This is a genomic window from Fischerella muscicola PCC 7414, assembly GCF_000317205.1.
GTDB lineage: Bacteria > Cyanobacteriota > Cyanobacteriia > Cyanobacteriales > Nostocaceae > Fischerella > Fischerella muscicola.
In genome coordinates, this window is sequence record NZ_AJLK01000007.1 from 1 (window position 1) to 19,845 (window position 19,845).

Annotated in this window: 15 protein-coding genes; 7 read left to right on the forward strand and 8 right to left on the reverse strand. The window is 41.4% G+C overall.

All coding sequences use genetic code 11. The features are described from left to right. Positions 1-29: 29 nt before the first annotated feature. The 3 genes from UYI_RS0100920 (at position 30) to UYI_RS0100930 (ending at position 4,472) form a co-directional block, all read left to right on the forward strand. Positions 30-3,347, forward strand: a complete 3,318-nt coding sequence (locus UYI_RS0100920; protein WP_026085670.1) for a hybrid sensor histidine kinase/response regulator — start codon at positions 30-32, stop codon at positions 3,345-3,347. A gap of 248 nt (positions 3,348-3,595) precedes the next feature. Next, the gene (locus UYI_RS0100925) at positions 3,596-4,036 is read left to right on the forward strand and encodes a TMEM165/GDT1 family protein (protein WP_016864817.1); all 441 of its coding nucleotides are present in this window, start codon (positions 3,596-3,598) and stop codon (positions 4,034-4,036) included. A gap of 142 nt (positions 4,037-4,178) precedes the next feature. Then, positions 4,179-4,472 (forward strand): TMEM165/GDT1 family protein, encoded by a 294-nt coding sequence (locus tag UYI_RS0100930; RefSeq protein ID WP_026085672.1) that lies wholly within the window; start codon positions 4,179-4,181, stop codon positions 4,470-4,472. A 33-nt stretch (positions 4,473-4,505) separates the two neighbouring features. Here the strand turns inward: UYI_RS0100930 and UYI_RS0100935 are convergent, their stop codons facing one another. After that, positions 4,506-4,991, reverse strand: a complete 486-nt coding sequence (locus UYI_RS0100935) for a hypothetical protein (protein ID WP_016864819.1) — start codon at positions 4,989-4,991, stop codon at positions 4,506-4,508. A gap of 455 nt (positions 4,992-5,446) precedes the next feature. On the opposite strand from UYI_RS0100935, the gene UYI_RS0100940 reads away from it, so the two are divergent. From UYI_RS0100940 to UYI_RS0100945, 3 genes are all read left to right on the forward strand, one after another. Then, a complete protein-coding gene (locus UYI_RS0100940) occupies positions 5,447-6,001 on the forward strand; it encodes a DUF2808 domain-containing protein (RefSeq protein WP_016864820.1) in 555 nt (184 codons plus the stop codon). 675 nt (positions 6,002-6,676) lie between these two features. Beyond that, positions 6,677-6,817 (forward strand): hypothetical protein, encoded by a 141-nt coding sequence (locus UYI_RS37485; RefSeq protein ID WP_162140375.1) that lies wholly within the window; start codon positions 6,677-6,679, stop codon positions 6,815-6,817. 31 nt (positions 6,818-6,848) lie between these two features. Beyond that, positions 6,849-7,853, forward strand: coding sequence for a transaldolase (locus UYI_RS0100945; protein WP_016864821.1), 1,005 nt, complete (start codon positions 6,849-6,851; stop codon positions 7,851-7,853). A gap of 325 nt (positions 7,854-8,178) precedes the next feature. Here the strand turns inward: UYI_RS0100945 and UYI_RS0100950 are convergent, their stop codons facing one another. The 6 genes from UYI_RS0100950 to UYI_RS0100975 form a co-directional block, all read right to left on the reverse strand. After that, positions 8,179-9,870, reverse strand: a complete 1,692-nt coding sequence (locus UYI_RS0100950) for a potassium channel family protein (protein ID WP_016864822.1) — start codon at positions 9,868-9,870, stop codon at positions 8,179-8,181. Positions 9,871-10,109: 239 nt separating this feature from the next. Beyond that, a complete protein-coding gene (locus UYI_RS0100955; protein ID WP_016864823.1) occupies positions 10,110-11,027 on the reverse strand; it encodes a hypothetical protein in 918 nt (305 codons plus the stop codon). Positions 11,028-11,121: 94 nt separating this feature from the next. Further along, positions 11,122-12,303 carry a low temperature requirement protein A gene (locus UYI_RS0100960; protein ID WP_016864824.1) on the reverse strand — a complete coding sequence of 394 codons (1,182 nt, stop codon included), beginning with the start codon at positions 12,301-12,303 and terminating at the stop codon, positions 11,122-11,124. A 170-nt stretch (positions 12,304-12,473) separates the two neighbouring features. After that, complete coding sequence (locus tag UYI_RS0100965) at positions 12,474-15,059, reverse strand: sigma 54-interacting transcriptional regulator (RefSeq protein ID WP_016864825.1); 2,586 nt, start codon at positions 15,057-15,059, stop codon at positions 12,474-12,476. A 158-nt stretch (positions 15,060-15,217) separates the two neighbouring features. Then, positions 15,218-16,309 (reverse strand): glycosyltransferase family 4 protein, encoded by a 1,092-nt coding sequence (locus tag UYI_RS0100970; protein WP_009455025.1) that lies wholly within the window; start codon positions 16,307-16,309, stop codon positions 15,218-15,220. Positions 16,310-16,826: 517 nt separating this feature from the next. Then, positions 16,827-17,642, reverse strand: a complete 816-nt coding sequence (locus UYI_RS0100975) for an SPOR domain-containing protein (RefSeq protein ID WP_016864826.1) — start codon at positions 17,640-17,642, stop codon at positions 16,827-16,829. Positions 17,643-17,873: 231 nt separating this feature from the next. Between UYI_RS0100975 and mnmA the strand changes: the two genes are divergently transcribed. After that, positions 17,874-18,935 carry a tRNA 2-thiouridine(34) synthase MnmA gene (mnmA, locus tag UYI_RS0100980; RefSeq protein ID WP_016864827.1) on the forward strand — a complete coding sequence of 354 codons (1,062 nt, stop codon included), beginning with the start codon at positions 17,874-17,876 and terminating at the stop codon, positions 18,933-18,935. Positions 18,936-19,117: 182 nt separating this feature from the next. On the opposite strand, the gene UYI_RS0100985 is transcribed toward mnmA, so the two are convergent. Then, positions 19,118-19,819, reverse strand: coding sequence for a J domain-containing protein (locus UYI_RS0100985; protein ID WP_016864828.1), 702 nt, complete (start codon positions 19,817-19,819; stop codon positions 19,118-19,120). Between the last annotated feature and the right edge of the window lie 26 nt (positions 19,820-19,845).

The following is a 19,845-nucleotide window of genomic DNA, read 5'->3' on the forward strand; positions in this document are numbered from 1 at the left end:
CCCCATCTCCCCACCTCCCGAGTGATACCATGATCACAGACTCTGCAATTCGCGAACAAGGTTATATCTATTTCCTGGCAGAAGCACCGGAATTACTGCATCAAGTTGAACAAGAACTGTTTAGTTTATCAACTGATTTTAGTAATGCCAAAGTACATAATTTGATGCGGGCAACCCATACAATCAAAGGTGGAGCTGCTAATGTCGGATTAGAAGTCATTAGTAAAGTAGCGCATTACCTAGAAGATGTAGTCAAATCTCTCTATCATCCTGATGTTGTTATAGATGCCCAACTGCAAACATTGCTGGTAGAGGCTTATGAGTGTCTACGTTTACCAATTACAGCAGAATTGACGGGAACAACTATCGATGAACAAGAGATTTTGCAACGTTCAGCAACAGTGTTCGCGAAGTTACAAGAAAAACTAGGAGATGCATTTACAGATAGTAATCATATTCCCACATCCGCAGAATTAGGATTTGACATTATTCAGTCAATTTTTGAAACTGGTGTGCAACAAAGGCTAGAGACGATCGCAACAGCATTGCAATCCACTACAGATGCTGAAGCGATCGCTGAGTTATTACGTTCCGAAGCAGAGGTATTCCTTGGCTTGGGTGAGTCGTTAAATTTACCAGGGTTATGTAATATTGCTGAAGCTATCATCAAGGCATTAGCAACCCATCCACAGGAAGTTTTCAAAATAGCAGCAGTAGCATTAGCTGATTTACAACAAGCCCAAAGTGATGTGTTAGCAGGCGATCGCTCTCAAGGCGGCACCCCTTCTCAGGCTTTGCAACAATTGACAACAAAAATACAACCATCAAGTGAAATTGATTTAAATGCAGAGATTGAAGAATTATATGAATTTTTAACTCAACATTTTCAAGTTAAAGGTAAGTGTTTAAAACCTCAAATAGCAAAGTTATATCTCCAAGTTGTCTACTATCTTTTAGCTTGGTTTGAACAGGAATTAAAAATTCCTACTTCTGAACTTAATTTATCTTTACTTGTTCCCCAGTTTGCAAATCTTCATACCCACGATAATTTTCCCGATTGGCTACAACAATTTTGGCAATTTATCTCTGAAAAAGAAGATAGTTATAGCCTGAGCCTCTATCGCCAAGGCGTAATTTTAACCGTCATTTTAGCAGTGTCACGCCTACAAGCTCAAAAAGGAAAAATTCAAAATGTTGTGCTGGAAAATCTTGGCGAAAAAATTAAAGCTGTAGCCCAAGAATACAAGCAATATCCACCTGTGAATCATCAAGAAAAACAATGGTTTGCAAGTCAAAAATTACAGAATTTCATTAAAAATTCGCAAATTATATTGCCTGGTATTAATAATAAAATTATAGAAGAAAATTGTCAATTACAAGAATTAGCTATCGAACAAGATAGTTATCAGAGTAACAAAATCCAAAAATTAAACTTAGAAAATTTTTCAATTCAAATATCAGAAATACCAAAAAATCTTCATTCTCATTCTCTAGTCACACCAGAGTCTCAAATCATTCTCAACAATGACGTGAAACCAAATGTCCCACCAATTTCACGTCAGAAAACATTCGTACGCGTCGATGTTGAGGATTTACAACGCCTTGATTATTTAGTGGGAGAATTATTGATTTGCGAACAACGCTACAATTTGCAAAATGAAAAACTCAAAGACGCTATCAAACTGTTGTTGCAGCAATTACATCAACATCAAGATGGATTAGAAGACACACTGCAATTACAAAAGACGACAGATTCTCTCAATGCGGTGCTACAACAATCCCAACAAATGCAACACAAGCAGCAATCTTTAGTACTCAATGTGATCGATCAGCTGGTATCGGCACGGATGTTACCTTTGGGATACGTTGTAGAGCGTTTTCCTCACATGTTGCAACATCTAAGCCAAGTATATGGCAAGCAGGTACAGTTGCAACTGATTGGTACACAAGTTTTGGTGGATAAGGCGATCGCTGAAAAATTATATGACCCTCTGCTGCAATTGTTACGTAATGCTTTTGACCACGGTATTGAACTTCCAGAAGTCCGCCGTCAACAAGGTAAACCAGAACAAGGTGTAATTGAAATTTCTGCTTACCATCGCGGTAGTCAAACAGTGATTGAAGTCCGAGATGACGGACAAGGATTAAATTTCCACAAGATTTACACCAAAGCCGTGCAACTTGGTTTATTGAGTGCAGACAATACTTCTATTGCATCAAATCAACTCCTGGAATTCTTGTTTCAACCGGGATTTTCTACCACTGATCAAGTCAGCGAAATTTCCGGACGAGGAGTGGGTTTAGATATTGTGCGATCGCAATTACAAGCACTCAATGGTTCAGTGACAGTACAATCTCTACCCGGACAGGGAACAACATTTATCCTGACGATTCCTTTTTCTATGACAACAGAAAAACTGATGCTTGTGCAAGCAGAGGGTGTGACTTACGCACTACTATTGGATAGTATCGAGAAAATACTCATACCAACTCCTGAGCAAATCAAAGTATTTAATGGAAAACAAGTTCTTTACTTGCAAACAGAACACAATGAGTGCATTGTCACTTTACAGCAAATGGCAAAGTTAATGCCTTATAGTGACTGCGATCGCGAATCTCTTGTAAATTCGCTTAATTCACCAGTATTGTTATTACGTTGCCAACAAGAAATTTTAGCTTTAGTTGTTGACCAAATCATTGGTGAACAAGAACTAGTCATTAGACCTTTAGGAAGCGCGATCGCACCACCAAACTATGTTTATGGGTGTACAAGTTTAGCAGATGGGACACTGGTTTTAGTGATTGATGGCGCTTTGTTAACACAAACACAGCAACAAAGAATACAACCGCACTTAGAATACATGCGGCTACCAGTAGCAGATATTCTGCAACAAAACAGCTGGTTCCAACTCTCAACAGACACTCCACAATCTCTGCCATTGTTAAACTCAGCATCTGCATCCAAAGTCATACTGATTGTGGACGACAACCTTAGCTTTCGTCAAACTCTCTCCATGACTTTGCAAAAATTTGGTTATCAAGTCTTGCAAGCAGAAAATGGTTTAGAAGCACTAGAAAAATTACAGCAACATCCTGAAATTCAGCTAGTGATTTCTGATTTAGAAATGCCGCATATGAATGGACTTGAATTCCTCAGTCGTCTGCAACAGCATCCCCAGGTAGGACGTAGACCTGTCATCATTCTGACATCTCGAAGTGTGCAAATTTACGGTCAGATGGCGCAACATCTGGGAGCGATCGCCTATCTTACCAAACCTTATGTAGAACAGGAACTGGTTTCTACAGTCGAACGTTTTGTGAGTGCTGGTGAGTTAACACCTTGCTAGTTGAACACTCATATTATACGTTGGGGTCGGTAATTGGTAATGGTAATGCTTAATGCCCAAGCTTTATATCATAAGCAATTAGTCGGATATGATATCAATCCCCGCCTTTGTTCCTTAGGACAGATGTGGTGAGAAGCAATAATTCTCTAATTGCAGGGTTGCAATTTGTAACAACAATCTGAGAAAATGAAAAGAATATGAAAAATAATTAGAGCAAACTACTGCCTGTGAAACTTGATTCCGTACCCATGAGTGCCGCTAGTACATCTCAGTACAACTCTGTAGAGACTCGCCCTAGCGCATCTCTATATTCTAAAACTCAGCAACAAATAACAGAAAATATTGATAGCAATACGAGTATTACTACAGTTACTTCACCATCACCTGCTGTTGCTGATTGTACTCAAAAGCAGTCACCCATAACTATTTTCGCCACCACTTTCTTAACCATTTTTCTAGCGGAAATTGGTGATAAAACCCAGCTATCTACTTTACTAATGAGTGCGGAATCACATTCACCCTGGGTTGTTTTTGTCGGTTCCGCAGCAGCACTGATAACTACTAGCTTATTAGGTGTAGTTCTAGGTAGTTGGATCGCTAGTCGCCTTTCTCCAAAAACTGTCGAAAAAGCAGCAGGAATAATGCTGCTGTTGATTTCCCTTATGCTGTTTTGGGATGTAATTTATTAATTGTTCTTTGTTGGTGGTTGTTTGTTGGTTGGAAAACTTCAAACAACCATCAATCAACAACCATCAATCAACAATCAACAATCACCAACCATCAATCAACAATCAACAACCAACAATCAACAATCACCAACCAACAAAATTTATGAACTGGCATCTTTTAGGATTGAGCTTTATCACCGTTTTTCTCTCTGAGTTAGGCGACAAAAGTCAACTAGCTGCGATCGCCCTTTCTGGGCGTTGCCAATCTCCTCGTGCTGTGTTTTTTGGAACTGCCGGTGCGTTACTCTTAACTAGTTTGTTGGGAGCATTAGCAGGTGGGGCTGTGGCAGAATTTTTACCCACGAGGTTGTTAAAAGCGATCGCTGCTGTGGGATTTGCCATACTTGCTGTACGCCTGCTGTGGTTTAATGATGACACTTCTCAAGATGAGTTGTAGAGACGCACTATGTATGGTGCGTTTCTACAAATTCTATTGCCGCCAGCACCAGCTTAAAAGCGTACCACCTGCTACTAATTTGATAACTTCTAATAGCCAATAACCACCATGCAATAAATTCATATTGCCTGGAACTTCTGCTGTCGTCTCAAACAGATTTAGTTGCATTCCGATAGCAGACATTTCCGGTGTTAACCAGTAAGTAGTAGTTAGTGATATAGCTAACAGCAGTATCGATAAAACCAGGCTACCAGACCACCATTTAGATTGAGTTTGATTGAGAGCTAAGACACCAGTTAATACTAAACCAGCAGCTAATAATTCTATACGGTTAAAATTCCAGAAAATAACGTAACCTGCTGTAGCAAAACTGGCTTGTGTGATCATACCAGACACATAAAGGCTAGGCATAATCACCCAGTCTAAAAGTAAACTAGCACTAAGCCAGAAGCCTAAAGTCAGCATCACAATTGATTGCCAAGCTGCACGCTTGAAGCCGAAACTAGAAACGGTATTCATGGTGAATAAATAATTGCTTGTATTTATAGTTCTAGTTTCTAACTTAATAAGTTAATTTGACAACTAATTTCAATTATCTTTTACATTTATATTTGTAAAAGTATATATACTTACGTACTTTGTCATGAAAAAATGTTTGAAAAGCCTAATTTCATACTTAACGCGATTTCAATAAATATTATTCAGACTAAGCAATTGAGTTGCCCGCAACTTGCCTGCAACTAAACTGCTTCAATCAGTTATCAGTATTGATAACTGATAACTGTAAAAGTGGGTTTTGGCCCTGCGCTTGCACGCTGCATAGCCCACGGATTGTGGCTAATTAATAACTAAATAAAGAATATTTGCAAATATATTAAGTAGTAAAAATACAAGTTAATTTTACGTGATAAAATATATTATAGAAATAACAAAAATTAATTTTATATCTGAGGCTAACTTAGCCAAATAAAGCAATGCGCTTTCCATTTTTATTAGGTACAGCACTAACTTTAGTGATGGCGATCGCACCAGATGCTGTCCTTAAAGCTCAAGCAGTACAGCTAAGAGACGGCACAGTATATTTTGTGCAACCTCCTTCGCTAGAAGGAGCAATTACTACCTACAAGACAACATATGCCTGGGGTGCAACATATTATTTCACAATCAACTTGCCTGAAAATGCTGGAGAACCACTGCAAAAAATTACCATTAACCAGCATGAAGGAGTAGATCGTGTCCGCTTCGATTTAGAAGAGACCATCGTTTTTGAAGGTAAGCCTCGCGATAAAGGGCAAAAACTGCAACTCAAAGACGTGACAAGCGATCGCAAAACCAGAACAGTATCACTGACATTTGATCCACCAATACCACCAGGTAAAACAATCACTATTGCTCTTAAACCTTACCAAAATCCGGGAGTTAGCGGAGTTTATCTGTTTGGTGTCAAAGCCTTTCCTGCGGGGGAGAAAAGTTACGGGCAATTTCTTGGTTACGGACGCTTGCAATTTTATAGCCCGACTTTCCTATAACAAAGATTAGCTTTCCTAGTCTCACCCTGTTAAAGTGTCAGTCTTGAAATGAATTTTCTTGGTGTCTTGGTGGTGAAAAAGATAATTTTTGAACCACTAAGACATTAACTAATGTAATACTATTTTGTTGTGCTTGAAGTGATTTCGTTTTCCACTCACTTCCCAAGTGCGATCGCGCGAATAATAGAAAGATTTACTGGAGCATTGCCCATACGGATTGTCAAAATATCTTCTTTCAACACAACATCTTTCACCTAAGGTCGGCAATTTTCGATACTCCAATGACAGCGAATACCGAGAGCAAATTCCTTCGCCGTGCAAATCAGAATTATATAATTACACAAAATGACATATAGAGAAATAATTATTAAATTATATAAAAACTCTTTTTTTAAACTAAAAACTTACTTAATCTTCAGTGCCAATACTGAAAAAAAGCTGAAGAATTTGTGATTTAAATATTCATTTATATAAGCATTACAACGAGCAAAAATTTGTCCAAATAATTATGGTGACTGGGGTTGTAAATATCCCCTCATAACGAAAAATGCAAAATGATTTAAAAAACTGCATACAATCACACAATCAATCTCGACAGAACTTGCCTAGAATAGGGCTGGAGGGAATTCAATCAGGGCTTTTGCGAAAATCTTTCGGTGTAATTGGTAATAAGTAATGAAAGATATATTAATTTCCAATTACCCTTTGGGTTCGCTACAAGTGCCATCTGGCACCAAGCCAAGACGGCAAGTAGTCTCACCAATTACTTATTACCATCTACTCAGCTATCAAAACCACTACAACCCAGTCATATAAGTCCTGAAAAACAAAATTCAAGAGGTAAACCATGTCAAAGAATTTACTGGAACAATTGCGAGAAATGACCGTTGTGGTCGCAGATACTGGAGACATTCAAGCAATTGAAAAATTCAAGCCACAAGATGCGACTACTAACCCTTCCTTGATTACAGCGGCAGCACAAATGCCGGAATATCAAGAAATAGTTGATCAAACTTTACTGCAAGCAAAAAAAGACCTTGGTTCTGGTGCATCTCAAGCTCAAGTAGTTTCTTTGGCATTTGACCGTTTAGCAGTGTCTTTTGGATTGAAGATTTTGCAAATCATCCCTGGACGAGTATCCACAGAAGTGGATGCACGCCTATCTTACGACACAGAAGCTACTGTCACCAAAGCACGAGAGTTGATTGCTCAATACGAAGCAGCGGGAGTTTCTCGCCAACGCATTCTAATTAAAATTGCTTCCACTTGGGAAGGTATTCGTGCTGCCGAAATTTTGGAAAAAGAAGGAATTCACTGTAATCTCACCTTGTTGTTTGGTGTTCACCAAGCGATCGCCTGTGCAGAAGCTGGTGTAACTCTCATTTCTCCCTTCGTTGGACGTATTCTCGACTGGTACAAAAAAGAAACCGGACGGGATAGTTACCCCTCAGCAGAAGATCCAGGAGTATTATCTGTCACAAAAATCTACAACTACTACAAAAAATTTGGTTACAAAACCGAAGTTATGGGAGCTAGTTTCCGTAATTTAGGTGAAATTACTGAATTGGCAGGTTGCGATTTGCTGACCATTTCTCCCGCGCTACTAGGTGAGTTACAGGCAACAATTGGAGAACTGCCTCGTAAACTTGATGCTAGCAAAGCATCAGGGATGGCTATTGAAAAAATTTCTATGGACAAAGCCACCTTTGACAAGATGCACACTGCTGATCGCATGGCATCAGAAAAATTAGATGAAGGTATCAAAGGTTTCACCAAAGCCTTAGAAACCTTAGAACAACTTCTTGCAGAAAGATTGGCTAAGCTAGAAGCTGAAACTCAAATTCCTGTTTAACAGGCTGCCTCAAGGAAACGTTACAGTGTTTGTAGCGAGTGCTTTAGCACTCAATTAAGCGCTAAACTGCTTACTATTAAATAGATTCAGCATCATTTATACCCGATTTCTACAAAGAAATCGGGTTTCTTATTTAGAAAACTTTTTGGAAATTGTGCAGTATCGAACCGAAGAGATTTTTTTAGATAACCTTTTAAAATTGCTGAATGACTCTTGATTAACAAAAATTTCCCATGAACCTGATTATCTAAAAAATATCGCTGCTGAAATTAGAGAAGGCGAATGCCTCCACGCTACGCGATATCAAACAGCCACACGTCCATTTTTAACTTGCCATCACCTGTGAAGGTGTATAACGCCACAACTGATGCAAACGATTTGCTGGCATGGTCAGGTATAAAATATCTCCTGCACTGAGATTGATTTCCAGTAAATCCCAACCGTGAATTTCCTGGTTATTTGTCTCCACATACAACGGCACAAAATCCGCGTCCATCGCTGCATCTTTCACCCGTTGCCCACAAAAAGGATGGGAAGGTGTAATTAATGTTGCAAAAGCTACCCAAAGGCTATCGGCGGTGATCCCATTGCCAAGGATGCGTCCACCTAAAGCGGCGGCGGCGAAGGCTGGCGCAGCAAGTTCGGCGGGACTTAAAACAGCCTCAAAATCAAAGACCTGTTGTGCCATGCGGGCAAAGTCTGGATCTGCATAATGGACAATCACTGGTACTTTGGGTGTGATGGCTTTGGCTTTGAGAGCAATTTCCATGTTTGTGGCATCGTCATTGGTGACAGCAATGAGTGCAGCCGCATTCTCTAAGTTACTTACTTTCAAAATTTCGGCAAAGCTACCATCGCCGTGAATGACGGGAATACCCAATCCTCGCGCCGTGTTGACAAATCTGTTATTAGTATCACGTTCAATGACGATGACTTCATGGCCACTGCTATGGAGTTGCTGGACAATTTTAATACCAATTCCCCCTAAGCCACAGACAATATAATGATGGCGGTGGGGAATTCGGGCAGCATCTAAAAATTGTTTGAAGCGACTACCTAAAACAAAATCGTTAAGAAGGGCATAGAAAAGACCTATGACCGCAGCTCCTACCAGCATCATCAACACGGTAAATAATCTCACACTCGTGGGGGCTTGTTCAATAACTTTATCGTTACCGCCTGCCCCCGTAATCATACCCACAGCAAAATAGAGAGCATCAATAATAGAAACAGTTCTTTCGGTGGAAGTGTAGATGAGCGTAGCGATCGCAATAATCACCAGCAATACCATAGACATGACTACCACTGCTTGAGCATGTTGCTGAAACTGTCGTAGACTGGTAAATACTTTCAGCAGTTTGGCAATCATCGATCTCCGAATACACCGAATCCGGGGTTGAGTTCCCACAATTAAGCGATCGCCTACTTTTAATTTATGCCCCGTGACTACGGCAGAGACTAAATCCACCTCACCTTCTGCTGGCATGTAGTAAATCAGCATCCGTGTCTGATCGTTCCACAACTCACTGAGTTTGCGATCGCGCCACGGGTGATGTTCATCTATGTATTCTTCGTGAATTGGCCAAGTTTGCTGAAACAGCTTGATTTGTCCAATTGCTTGGCTACCCAATGCAGCAAAAGTAAATACTGGTGCTGCCAATCCCGCAACACTCATAGTCAAATGTTCTGGAACCGCATGATCCAGCCTTTCTCCTAAACTGGTGTTAAAAAAGCGGTTGATAATCCGAATCCGCGGATTCAATACCCGCGCTTGCATCATAATTCGCAAATTGAGTGCATCGTCACCTCCAGCTATAACCAGGGTGTGCGCCTGCTGAATGCCAGCTGCTTTCAGGGTGCTAGCTGCGTGCAGATCGCCGACAATGACATCTCCTGCTCGTTCGCCTGGAACTGGTTTATGATGAATGCCGACGACTAACGCCCCCTGCTGTCTCAGCAAACGAAAAACTTTATATCCAGTGCGTCCCAAACCACAGACAATTATTCGAGGTTTCATGAATCAGCAGCATGATGTGCAGAAAAGCTGCATTAGTAAAATGAAATATTATTTAAATTTTTGCCTGATTCTCAAGAATGGAACTGTAGCTGACAACACGATAAATAGAAGGCAGAGGGCACCAGGGCAGATGGCAGAAGGAGAAAGCCGCTTCAGGTGCAGGTTTTACTAGTTAAGATTTTTAAGTTATTCAATCACGGGAAAATCTCACGAACCTTGCCATGAAATGACTTGTTGTACTAGAAAATACCCTGACCGGGTGTTAATAAATTATCAGGATCATAGCGACGTTTGGCACTCACTAACTTGCCCCAAACTGGACGAAAATGTTGTCGCCAATCTTTGGAGTCAAAGGAAATTGCACCTACAGGATATTGGTAGCCACCCAAATCGCGATCGCGTTCAAATAATCTCCGGTTATCAGTCAGCATCTGTCTGACAACAGTATCCTCTGGTGGTGCTGCGGTTCGCAAGATGGCAAACAGAAATATAGCCTCCTCTGTGGGAACTCGAAACAAAGGCCGTTGGAAGCAGTTAGTTTTAACTGGATATAGCAAAATCGGTCCTTGACCTGTGTCGGCTAGTGTTAAATTGCTAGCAACCTCACTCACAAAATTTTCTACTACACTGCTTGGCACAAATAAGTTCAACCAAGGATGAGGATAAGACCACACACCGATGGATTTGAGGGTTGCAACAACAGGTGCTAAACGGTTGAGGAAATTGAAGTAAGATTTATCCTCTATTTGTTCTGTACCACGAATGTAGTTTAACCTAGTCAGCAATACATTATTGTTGGGTACAGCAGGGGGAGTGTAAAAGCTAGCAGCTTCCAACAGATAACCCCACCCACCATTATCATTGGCTACCAACTGACCTTTTACATAGTCGAAGCGCTCATCATTGATCAGTAAGCGTTGGTCACGTGTTAAGGCAGCGATCGCTTGACGATGCACAATATGACCAAAATCATCCGCAACAGTGGCGAGTGAAGCGTTATCTGTGTAAAGTACTCCATCTAGAGGTGGCAAACTTTCAAACAAAGATGAAGCACTAGCGGATGTCACCCAAACACGATTAGCTGGATCAAACCCAATTACAATTGTAGTGGCAATCACACCTTGTAAAACTACACGACGGGAAGTGTTGTTTTTCATGATTTAGTAATGGTACAGACCAGGCACTTTTCCATTGATTTAATACCCATTGAATAAATTGCCAGAAAATCTAGAGAATATGCAGGTGAGTCAGCTAAATCCCCGGATCTACTAAGCGAGTAGTCGGACGACTCTGATATAAATCTTGGGCGACTTGCACGACACAAGCTACAGCCACAAGTCCAATGACTGTAACAGGTAATAAACCCTTACCAAATATAGCGATCGCAATCACAACAATCGCCCCCACACCTCGGAACTTAGAACGAATTTTGCAATAACGGATAACACCGACGCGATGCAGGATAGCCAAAGCTAGGTAGCATAAAGCAATAGAACCACAAAGTAACCATCGCATAGGATTGCTTAGGGCGATCGCTTGTTCACTAATTAATACTTCTTCTACACCGACTCCAGCCCCAGCAATACCAATTACTAGGGGTAGATGAGTATACAGCCAGGTGGCGACAGTCCAAATTTTCCCTTCTGCGCGTGCCGTTTGAATCGGTGTACCACCAAGGTTATCAAAATAAACCCACCACACACTAAAAGCAATCACCAGACCAAATATAGCAGCAATAACACTAAGAACCTCCCATTTTTGTTCAGAAACACCATCAACAACTGCAATAATTGCCTCACCTAAGACAATCATCGTAAATAGTCCAAAACGTTCTGGTAAATGGGAGGCGTGGGGGAGTAATTTTAGTTGGAATTTCGTAGCTGTGAACGGTGTAATCAAGTCAATGATAATTCCTACTCCCCACAGCACAAACCGCCAAGGTGCAGGTATGAATGCTGAGATTAACCAGAACACAGCAGCGATCGCAAAACCCGTAGCATAACGTGTTGTCAACGGACGCGCTGCGGGAATATGTATACCAGCACGGATGTATTCTACAATCAACACAGCTCGACCGAAAGCATAAGCAAGAGCAAACCCAGGCGCACTTTCACCCAAACCATGATGGATGTTAATAGCCAATGCTGCCGCCGTCAACATCTGCAAAGCAACCAACAACCGCCGTCCGATGTCATCGCTATCAAAGCGGTTGGCATACATAGTAGTGCCAATCCATGACCACCACACAGGTATAAATAGAAATACAAAGCCTAAATATCCCGCGGTCGAAACATCTTCTTTCAAATTGTGGGCAAGCTGAGAAACTGCAACCACAAACACCAAATCATAAAACAATTCCAGCCAAGTAGCATGTCTTTCTTCTTCGCTATCTTCGCCTATGCGTAAGCGTGGGGGCTGTAAAAAATTAGTCATAATGTATGTCGCTAATTCCTGATCAATATCTAATCTGAACTCACAAAAACGCTAATTCCCAAGCACCAACGAATAACCTATCTGTGTTCATCTGTGTACATCGGTGTTCGATAAAAAAAACGATATTTCTCACAACTCCAATCCCCATGACACATAATTAATTCTTACCATTACCGAGACACAATAATCTGCCACATACTTACTCCCAACGCGATCACTGCTAAATGTTGCCATAACATTACACGCAATGGTTGCCGAGCAATTTTTTGTGTAAGTACTATCGATAACAGTACTGAAAAAATCAGAGTTGTTCCCTGTAAAAAGGCTATTACAGCCGGATGTGCAACCACGAATGGCAACTGTCCACCATCCAAACCAAAAGTTGCAAAAAAGACTGGTAAAATTCGTCCTCCTTCACCCAAGCCTAAGCGCAGATAATGAGCTAAGTTACCTCCTAATACCAACGGTAAATAGCCATAGGCAAGTTCTGTAAATGAGCGCACCTTAATTCGGTTGGGGATTTTAACCGCAGAGGACGCAGAGGACGCAGAGGAGATATAGTTATTCAACCAGCAATAGATTTTAATCAACCCGTAGGCTAGGAAAGTGACGGCTGTTGGAATCAACAAAGCTAGTAGGGAAAAGCCTAAGTGCGGGAAAAACTGATTTAAATCTATTTGCAATCCTAGCCAGGATTGCAACTCACTTAGGTGATGCAAATATACTCCACCTAAAAGTAAACACAACAAAGCGACTTCATATTTCCGAGGTACATGAGTTGTCCACAATTCAATCCCAGGGGGACGCAAATTAAACTCAACTGAACGATGGGGACAGGCTTTGAGACAAGTCATGCATAGTACACAATCTCTGTTTTCTTCTAGTTGGGCGGGGTGAGAGTATAAAGGACAACCGTTGGTTTCCATTCCTTCGCCTTTTTGTGGCCCGCCTTTGTAACATTGGTAGGTGGTGCAAGTAGCAGAACAAATACCCTGTTGGGCGCGGAGTTCTGTCATTGAAAGTTTGGCGAATAAACCATTCATCCCGCCGATGGGACAAAGATAGCGACACCAAAACCGCCTCTCAAAAATGGCAGAAAAAATCATCGCGCCAGCAGTAATTAGCAGAAGTAAACAGCCGGAGAGATAAGCAGTATTTTCCAACTGCCAAAGTTCTTCCCACAAGAAAATTAGGGTAAATAAGCCAAACAAAAACCAGCCGCCCCATTTTTCGGCTTCTTCTCGTGGCCAGCGCTTGAGTTGCTTAGGAAACAAGTGTGTTGAAATTTTCTGCGTAATTTCACCGTAAATCATGAACGGACAAACAGCACACCAAATCCGCCCCAGAAAGGGAAATAAGAAGAGAAAAACAGGCCACCACCAAGCCCAGAATAGATTTAAAGCAAAATTGCGATCGCGTGTTTGTGGCCCGACAAATAATACTGCAACGATGAACGCAAAAGCAGCAACGGTAAAGCCATAATTAATCCGATCTGGCCACCACGGACTGCGAAGAAACTTCCGCAAACGGGGATAAGCGTTCAAAAGATTTAGCCGAAATCGCTTTTTCTTAGTTTCTGCTGACCAGAAAATCTCTTCTGTTAGCTCCCTTGCTTCTCCTGCTTGCACAATTGCTCGTTCTACCAAGCTTTGTAACTCTTTTAAATTGCCAGGGAAGTCATAGGACTGCAAGCGACGTAGAGCTTCTGGTGTAACATGTGGTTTGGGAATACCTCTAGCACGAGTGTAGAGACTGATATAGTATTCGAGCTGGGCATTAATATCAGCTTTGCGTATCCGTAGGGGCGGGACTTTGATAATTCGGCCAACGCAACGTTCGATTTGCGGCTGAGCTTTTTCCGCAACTATCATAATGCGAGCGCGACTGGTGTGGGGTTCAGCGTCTGGTTCGCCGGAGCGAGTTACGGGAATATACGTATTATCTTGTAATAATTGTTTAATTTTTGGGAGTAATTCTGGAGGAGTTTCTTGGATATTGTTGAGGATGAGAGTACCTTCTCCCAACCATTCTAAAAGTCCGCTTTTGCCACCAGCACGCCCAAATAACTCTGCGCCACTAGTTTGTAGGATACCACAGTTAACTTTGATAATTGGTTCGCGGCGATACTTGGAACCAAAATGAATTAAGGCTGCAACATTATCTTTTTCTAGCCCTGGTTCGCCGAAAATTAATACAGATGTGCGATCGCTTGCAGCTTCGCGAATTTGTTCTCGTAGACGCACGGCATAGCGATTTGTCCCTACAATACCACGCCGGGCTTTGGTAACTAAATATGGGCGTAATGCTAGAGAGCGTTCCTGTTCGTAGTTGAAAGCAGAGGTTAACTGTGCTACTTCTTGAGCCAGCATCCGGGAGACAACCTGAGCAATCTCCGGATATTTACCAATTATTTCTTTAAATACTATCGCAGGTACAACCAAAAAATGACATTCTGTCACAGTATTGATTGTGCGTTGGGCTAACTCATCTAAAAGTATTTCTTGTAAATGAATGATCGATCCAGGCAGAAAACCAACAGTTAAACTCGGGTTATTTTTGTTACTGCTCTCACTTTCGAGCTTACCTTCCAAGAGAATATAAAGCGCCTCTGGAGCAGTCGCTTCAGTAGCTATTTTGTGGTTCGCTGGGAAAACTTTTTCTTCAAGGGCTTGCGCGATCGCACTCAAGGATTCAGGCGATAGAATTCCCAAGGCTGTGCGTTCTCGTAGCCAGATCACTATTTCTGGTGATGTCATGGTGGCTGTTCCCCTCTCAGCACCGCTGTATTACAAGCATTATCGCTTTAAAAGGGGATCGGGGATTAGGGATCAGGAAATAAGATTGTCTAGTTGTCTCCCCTGTGTCCCTTGTCCTCCTTGTCCCTTTTACCTAAGAAGGGGTAAGCTAAGAAATACTAGCGAGCCCTAGATGTAATTGATTCTAAAGAGTTTCTCAGGATAGTATTGAACCAATTTCTGAAATTCCGTTCTCCAACGATTTTTTCGTAGACAGCTTCATAACCATCAACCATTTGAGCAACGCTAAATTTATTTTCTACGTGTTCTCGGCATTTTTGACGATTTAGTTCCAAAGCTTTGGGTATCATCGCCGCCATTTCTTCATAGCTTTGGCAGACATAACCAGTCTCGCCATGCGCGATTACCTCTGATACAGAACCCATATTCATGGCAATTACTGGTGTACCAGTCGCCATAGATTCAGCCATCACCAAACCAAAAGGTTCACACCAAGTAATTGGGAAGAGAGTAATCGCTGCATTTCCTAATAATTCAGCTTTTTGATCGTGATTGACTTCACCCAAAAATTCGATTTGCTTACCATCAATCTGGGGAGCAATTTCTTGTTCAAAGAATTTCTGATCGACAACATCCACCTTACCAGCCATCTTTAAGTGCCAACCTGTTTGTTTGGCGATCGCAATGGCGTGTTGCGGTCCCTTTTCTGGCGATAACCGTCCTAAAAATGCCAGATAGGGTGGATCTTGGGGTTGAGCAAAAAACGGAAACTTTTCAATGCTGATGCCGTTATAAACTGTGGCAACGTAGTTGATATTTAACAGTCGTTGTGCATCACTAATGCTGATGTATGGTTGCGTATGGTGTTGCCTAAATACTTTATTGTTGTCGCGGGTAAAGATACCATGCAGAGTATGCACCGTTGGTGTTGACACCATACTAGCCAAAGGCAGCGCCCAAGCCCCAACGTGGGAGTGGATAATATCAAACTCCGCAGCATGTTGATAAACTTTGCTAACATGCATGAGTTCGTACATTACGGGTTCTTTAATGCTTTTATCCAGGCGCAATGCACGTGGACTACCCGCTTCTAAACGAGCTAGAGTTTGGGAATCACCGGAAGCGAATAATGTGACTTCGTGACCTCTGCGTACCAATTCATCGGTCAAACGACTCACGACTAATTCGGTTCCACCGTAGGTAATAGGCGGAACTTGTTCCCATAATGGAGCTATTTGTGCGATTTTCATAATATTTAGAGTTCAGTTGTCAGAAGCCTTGTCACTGAGACTTCATTTTGAGATATCCAACGTAGATAAGTTCCCCTGATATCTGCAATTGACTTCACGTCGTTGGCTGCGAATTATGCAACTTTGGCGAACTGAACTGAAAACTCATCTCCAGTGAGTGTGTAGATGGATTTACATTTTTTACGGTAAAAGTAAATTCATATAGCTCGCATCTATCTAAAGATAGGTATTTATATCTATAGATAGGCATATTATTATATTGAAGTTGAGCTATTTGGGAGATTCAACAAACAAAAACAAGACAGAGGGCACAAAGGAAGAGGATTTGACTTGTTTGTTTTATTCGTAACGGGTGGTGCTGGATGTTGACGTGCCACTATGGAAAGACTTTTGTTTGAATTTAGAAGTTCCTCGTTGGAAGTGATACTTTTTCACAAAAATCTTGAGACAAATTCCTCTGCTTGTCTGGTAGCCAAATGTATTAGACTTATTGTGAAACGGTATAAACTCTATCAGCCTATCTTGCATAATAAACTCTGGCATTTCTAAATCCGAGCGATCGCAGATAATTATTCCATTGTTCTGCTTGTGGCCTTTCAGCAAACGGCCCAACTGCTACGTGTGAACCTCGCGGTTGATTTTTTATACTCACACCTATTTGTTGTTCAACATTACTTCTAATTTGGTTAGCAATTGCATTAATTTCTGTGGATTTGGCAGGGACAGCTACATAGTAAGGTTTAGATATCTCTAGTTGAGAATTTGGCTGAAGATAGTAAGTATTATTATTGTGAAAATTTTGGGAGGAAGTCGGGATTTGTTGTCCGTTAGTAAAGCTAATAATTTGCGCCCCGGAAATACCATAGGCTGCTAGTTGTTGGATGCGCTGTTGGGCATTAGCTGGTTTACTAAAGATTCCAACTTGAATAACAGAACGTCCTTGAAATTGTCTGATGTAAGCTGTAGGTTCAATTAAACGTACTTGTTGAAGGATTTGGGAATTGTTACTATCAACATAAACTAGGTAAAGTTCAAAGTTTTGGTTATTTTGATTCAAAGGTGTGACTTGATATTGAATTGCATCCTGATTGTGAAGATACTGTTGAGGAGTTGTATTTACTTGAGGAATGGTAAATTCTTGATTATTGGTTGGTACGGGCGGTAGGAGATTGTTGTCACTGGGCGGAATTGGTAGGGGTGTTTGTACTAAAAGACTGTTGTTGCTAGTATTGATTTGTGCTGGTGTGGGAGTGGAGTGACAAATCAAAATTAAGCATCCTCCCAATAGACCACGTAAAATAAAAGATTGTTGGGTAAAGTGCTGAAATATCATAAGTAAAATTGACCATGCAATCGACTATGGTAACAAAAGAAAATTAAAATAATATTTTCTACGGAAACTAAATTTTTACATCAAGAAAGGCAGAGGGCACGACGTCAACTGGTAGAAACCCCCTTACGCCCACCGGGGGGCAGAAGGCAGAAGGAAAGACAGGTAACTGTAGAAAATCGCTATAATTTTTGAAAGGTTTAGAAAGAACAACCTAGCAATATATTTACGGATATGAAAAAAGTCGTAGTAGGACTTTCTGGCGGTGTTGATAGTTCTACCGCCGCCGCCATTTTGCACAATCAGGGCTATGAAGTGATTGGTTTGACCCTTTGGCTGATGAAAGGAAAGGGTCAATGTTGCTCTGAAGGTATGATTGATGCGGCTTCTATCTGTGAACAGCTGGGTATTCCCCATCACGTTGTTGATATTCGGGACGTTTTTCAGACAAACATTGTCGATTACCTTGTAGCTGGTTACAGTAGTGGTATCACACCTCTGCCTTGTTCTCAGTGCAATAAAACAGTGAAATTCGGCCCGATGTTGCAGTATGCTCGCGAAAATTTGGGGTGCGATCGCATTGCTACAGGTCATTATGCCCGGATTCGCTATAACGAAGCAACTGGACGTTACGAACTCCTGCGGGCGATTGATCGCAACAAAGATCAGAGTTATTTTCTTTATGATTTGTCTCAGGATTTACTGGCAGGTACGGTATTTCCTCTAGGTGAAATGCAAAAGAGCGATACCCGCCGCATAGCTAGTGAATACAATCTCAAAACAGCTGACAAACCGGAAAGCCAAGACTTATGCTTAGTGGAAGCCAATGGTTCTATGCGGGCATTCTTGGATAAGTATCTTGCTCCCAAGCAAGGTGATATTGTTGACATGGATGGCAAGGTGCTAGGTCAGCACGATGGTGTCCATCATTACACGATTGGGCAGCGCAAAGGTTTGGGAATCGCTGCTGCTGAACCATTGTATGTGATCGCTTTAGATGCAGTTAACAACAAAGTGATTGTAGGCGATCGCACTAAGGCTACTCAACCAGAATGTACCGTGAATCGGGTGAATTGGGTTGCGATCGCCGAACCTGCAAGTCCGATTCGTGCAGAAGTGCAAATCCGCTATCGTTCTCACCCCGTACCAGTCACCGTCATTCCCTTGGAAAACTCCCGTGTACGGCTCGTTTTCGATGAACCTCAATTCAGCATTACGCCTGGACAAGCGGCGGTTTGGTACGAAGGAGAAAAAGTTTTGGGTGGGGGAATCATTGAGCAGTTTAGTGACTCTTGAGTTGGGTGTCTATTTTTAGTAGATTAAATCTCTTGCAAAAATCAGGATAATTCTTTATTACGAACACAGATGCACACAGATGAACACAGATTTTTTGATCGGTGTTTATCTGTGTTTATCTGTGTTCGTTTTTTTGCAAGAAGTATACTGAATGCAACACATGAATATACGGGATTTTCAACCTACCCCTTATAAACTGCGACTGACTCTTGCGCCTCGCGGTACAATCCCTTGGCAATACGAAACATTTCTTGACCTGTGTGCAAATAACTTTCGTCGTAGTTCAAGGGAAAATATTCCAATTCATCTAGTCCATCACTAATTTGATTGAGGCAGTAATAAAGATGAGCCGCCACTCTTGCTAAACTAGGGGGATTGGGTAGGGAACTAAAAGAAGTTTGTGCCTGTTTCAGGTCTTCTCGGCAATTTTCTAAGTATTTCTGAAAATCTTCTAAAAGATCATCATCAAAGGGATCTGCTGCTAGTTTTTCAATTTGTGTTTTCAAAGAATAAAGAATCACATATGCCAAGCGACTAACTGGTTGATAAACTTGACGTAGCCATTCTTCAATCTGCTCATCAATGTCTCGTCCTGTTTGTTTTTTTGTTTGGTATTGCTGCCCAGCAGCAGTACTGCGCTGTTGTCTGCTGCTGGATTTTTGTTTTAGTTTGTGATAAATTCGTCGGTCATAACTTTTGCGATTCTCAGCATCACCCAAGACTTCATACGCTGCATTAATACGGATAATTTGCTCACTATCCGCCGTTTCTTGATTACTATCAGGATGATATTGTTTGACCAAACGGCGATAGGCTTGCTTAATCTCTGCTTGGCTAGCGTCTGGATTTACTTTAAGAGTTTCGTAGTGGTTATTACTTACCATTGTAGAGAACATCCTGAAAGCCCCGT

What these genes read in the sequence shown, in the direction of transcription:
- UYI_RS0100920 (WP_026085670.1), top strand. Translation starts at nt 30, where the DNA reads ATGATCACAGACTCTGCAATTCGCGAACAAGGTTATATCTATTTCCTG.
- UYI_RS0100925 (WP_016864817.1), top strand. Translation starts at nt 3,596, where the DNA reads ATGAGTGCCGCTAGTACATCTCAGTACAACTCTGTAGAGACTCGCCCT.
- UYI_RS0100930 (WP_026085672.1), top strand. Translation starts at nt 4,179, where the DNA reads ATGAACTGGCATCTTTTAGGATTGAGCTTTATCACCGTTTTTCTCTCT.
- UYI_RS0100935 (WP_016864819.1), bottom strand. Translation starts at nt 4,991, where the DNA reads ATGAATACCGTTTCTAGTTTCGGCTTCAAGCGTGCAGCTTGGCAATCA.
- UYI_RS0100940 (WP_016864820.1), top strand. Translation starts at nt 5,447, where the DNA reads ATGCGCTTTCCATTTTTATTAGGTACAGCACTAACTTTAGTGATGGCG.
- UYI_RS37485 (WP_162140375.1), top strand. Translation starts at nt 6,677, where the DNA reads ATGAAAGATATATTAATTTCCAATTACCCTTTGGGTTCGCTACAAGTG.
- UYI_RS0100945 (WP_016864821.1), top strand. Translation starts at nt 6,849, where the DNA reads ATGTCAAAGAATTTACTGGAACAATTGCGAGAAATGACCGTTGTGGTC.
- UYI_RS0100950 (WP_016864822.1), bottom strand. Translation starts at nt 9,870, where the DNA reads ATGAAACCTCGAATAATTGTCTGTGGTTTGGGACGCACTGGATATAAA.
- UYI_RS0100955 (WP_016864823.1), bottom strand. Translation starts at nt 11,027, where the DNA reads ATGAAAAACAACACTTCCCGTCGTGTAGTTTTACAAGGTGTGATTGCC.
- UYI_RS0100960 (WP_016864824.1), bottom strand. Translation starts at nt 12,303, where the DNA reads ATGACTAATTTTTTACAGCCCCCACGCTTACGCATAGGCGAAGATAGC.
- UYI_RS0100965 (WP_016864825.1), bottom strand. Translation starts at nt 15,059, where the DNA reads ATGACATCACCAGAAATAGTGATCTGGCTACGAGAACGCACAGCCTTG.
- UYI_RS0100970 (WP_009455025.1), bottom strand. Translation starts at nt 16,309, where the DNA reads ATGAAAATCGCACAAATAGCTCCATTATGGGAACAAGTTCCGCCTATT.
- UYI_RS0100975 (WP_016864826.1), bottom strand. Translation starts at nt 17,642, where the DNA reads ATGATATTTCAGCACTTTACCCAACAATCTTTTATTTTACGTGGTCTA.
- mnmA (WP_016864827.1), top strand. Translation starts at nt 17,874, where the DNA reads ATGAAAAAAGTCGTAGTAGGACTTTCTGGCGGTGTTGATAGTTCTACC.
- UYI_RS0100985 (WP_016864828.1), bottom strand. Translation starts at nt 19,819, where the DNA reads ATGGTAAGTAATAACCACTACGAAACTCTTAAAGTAAATCCAGACGCT.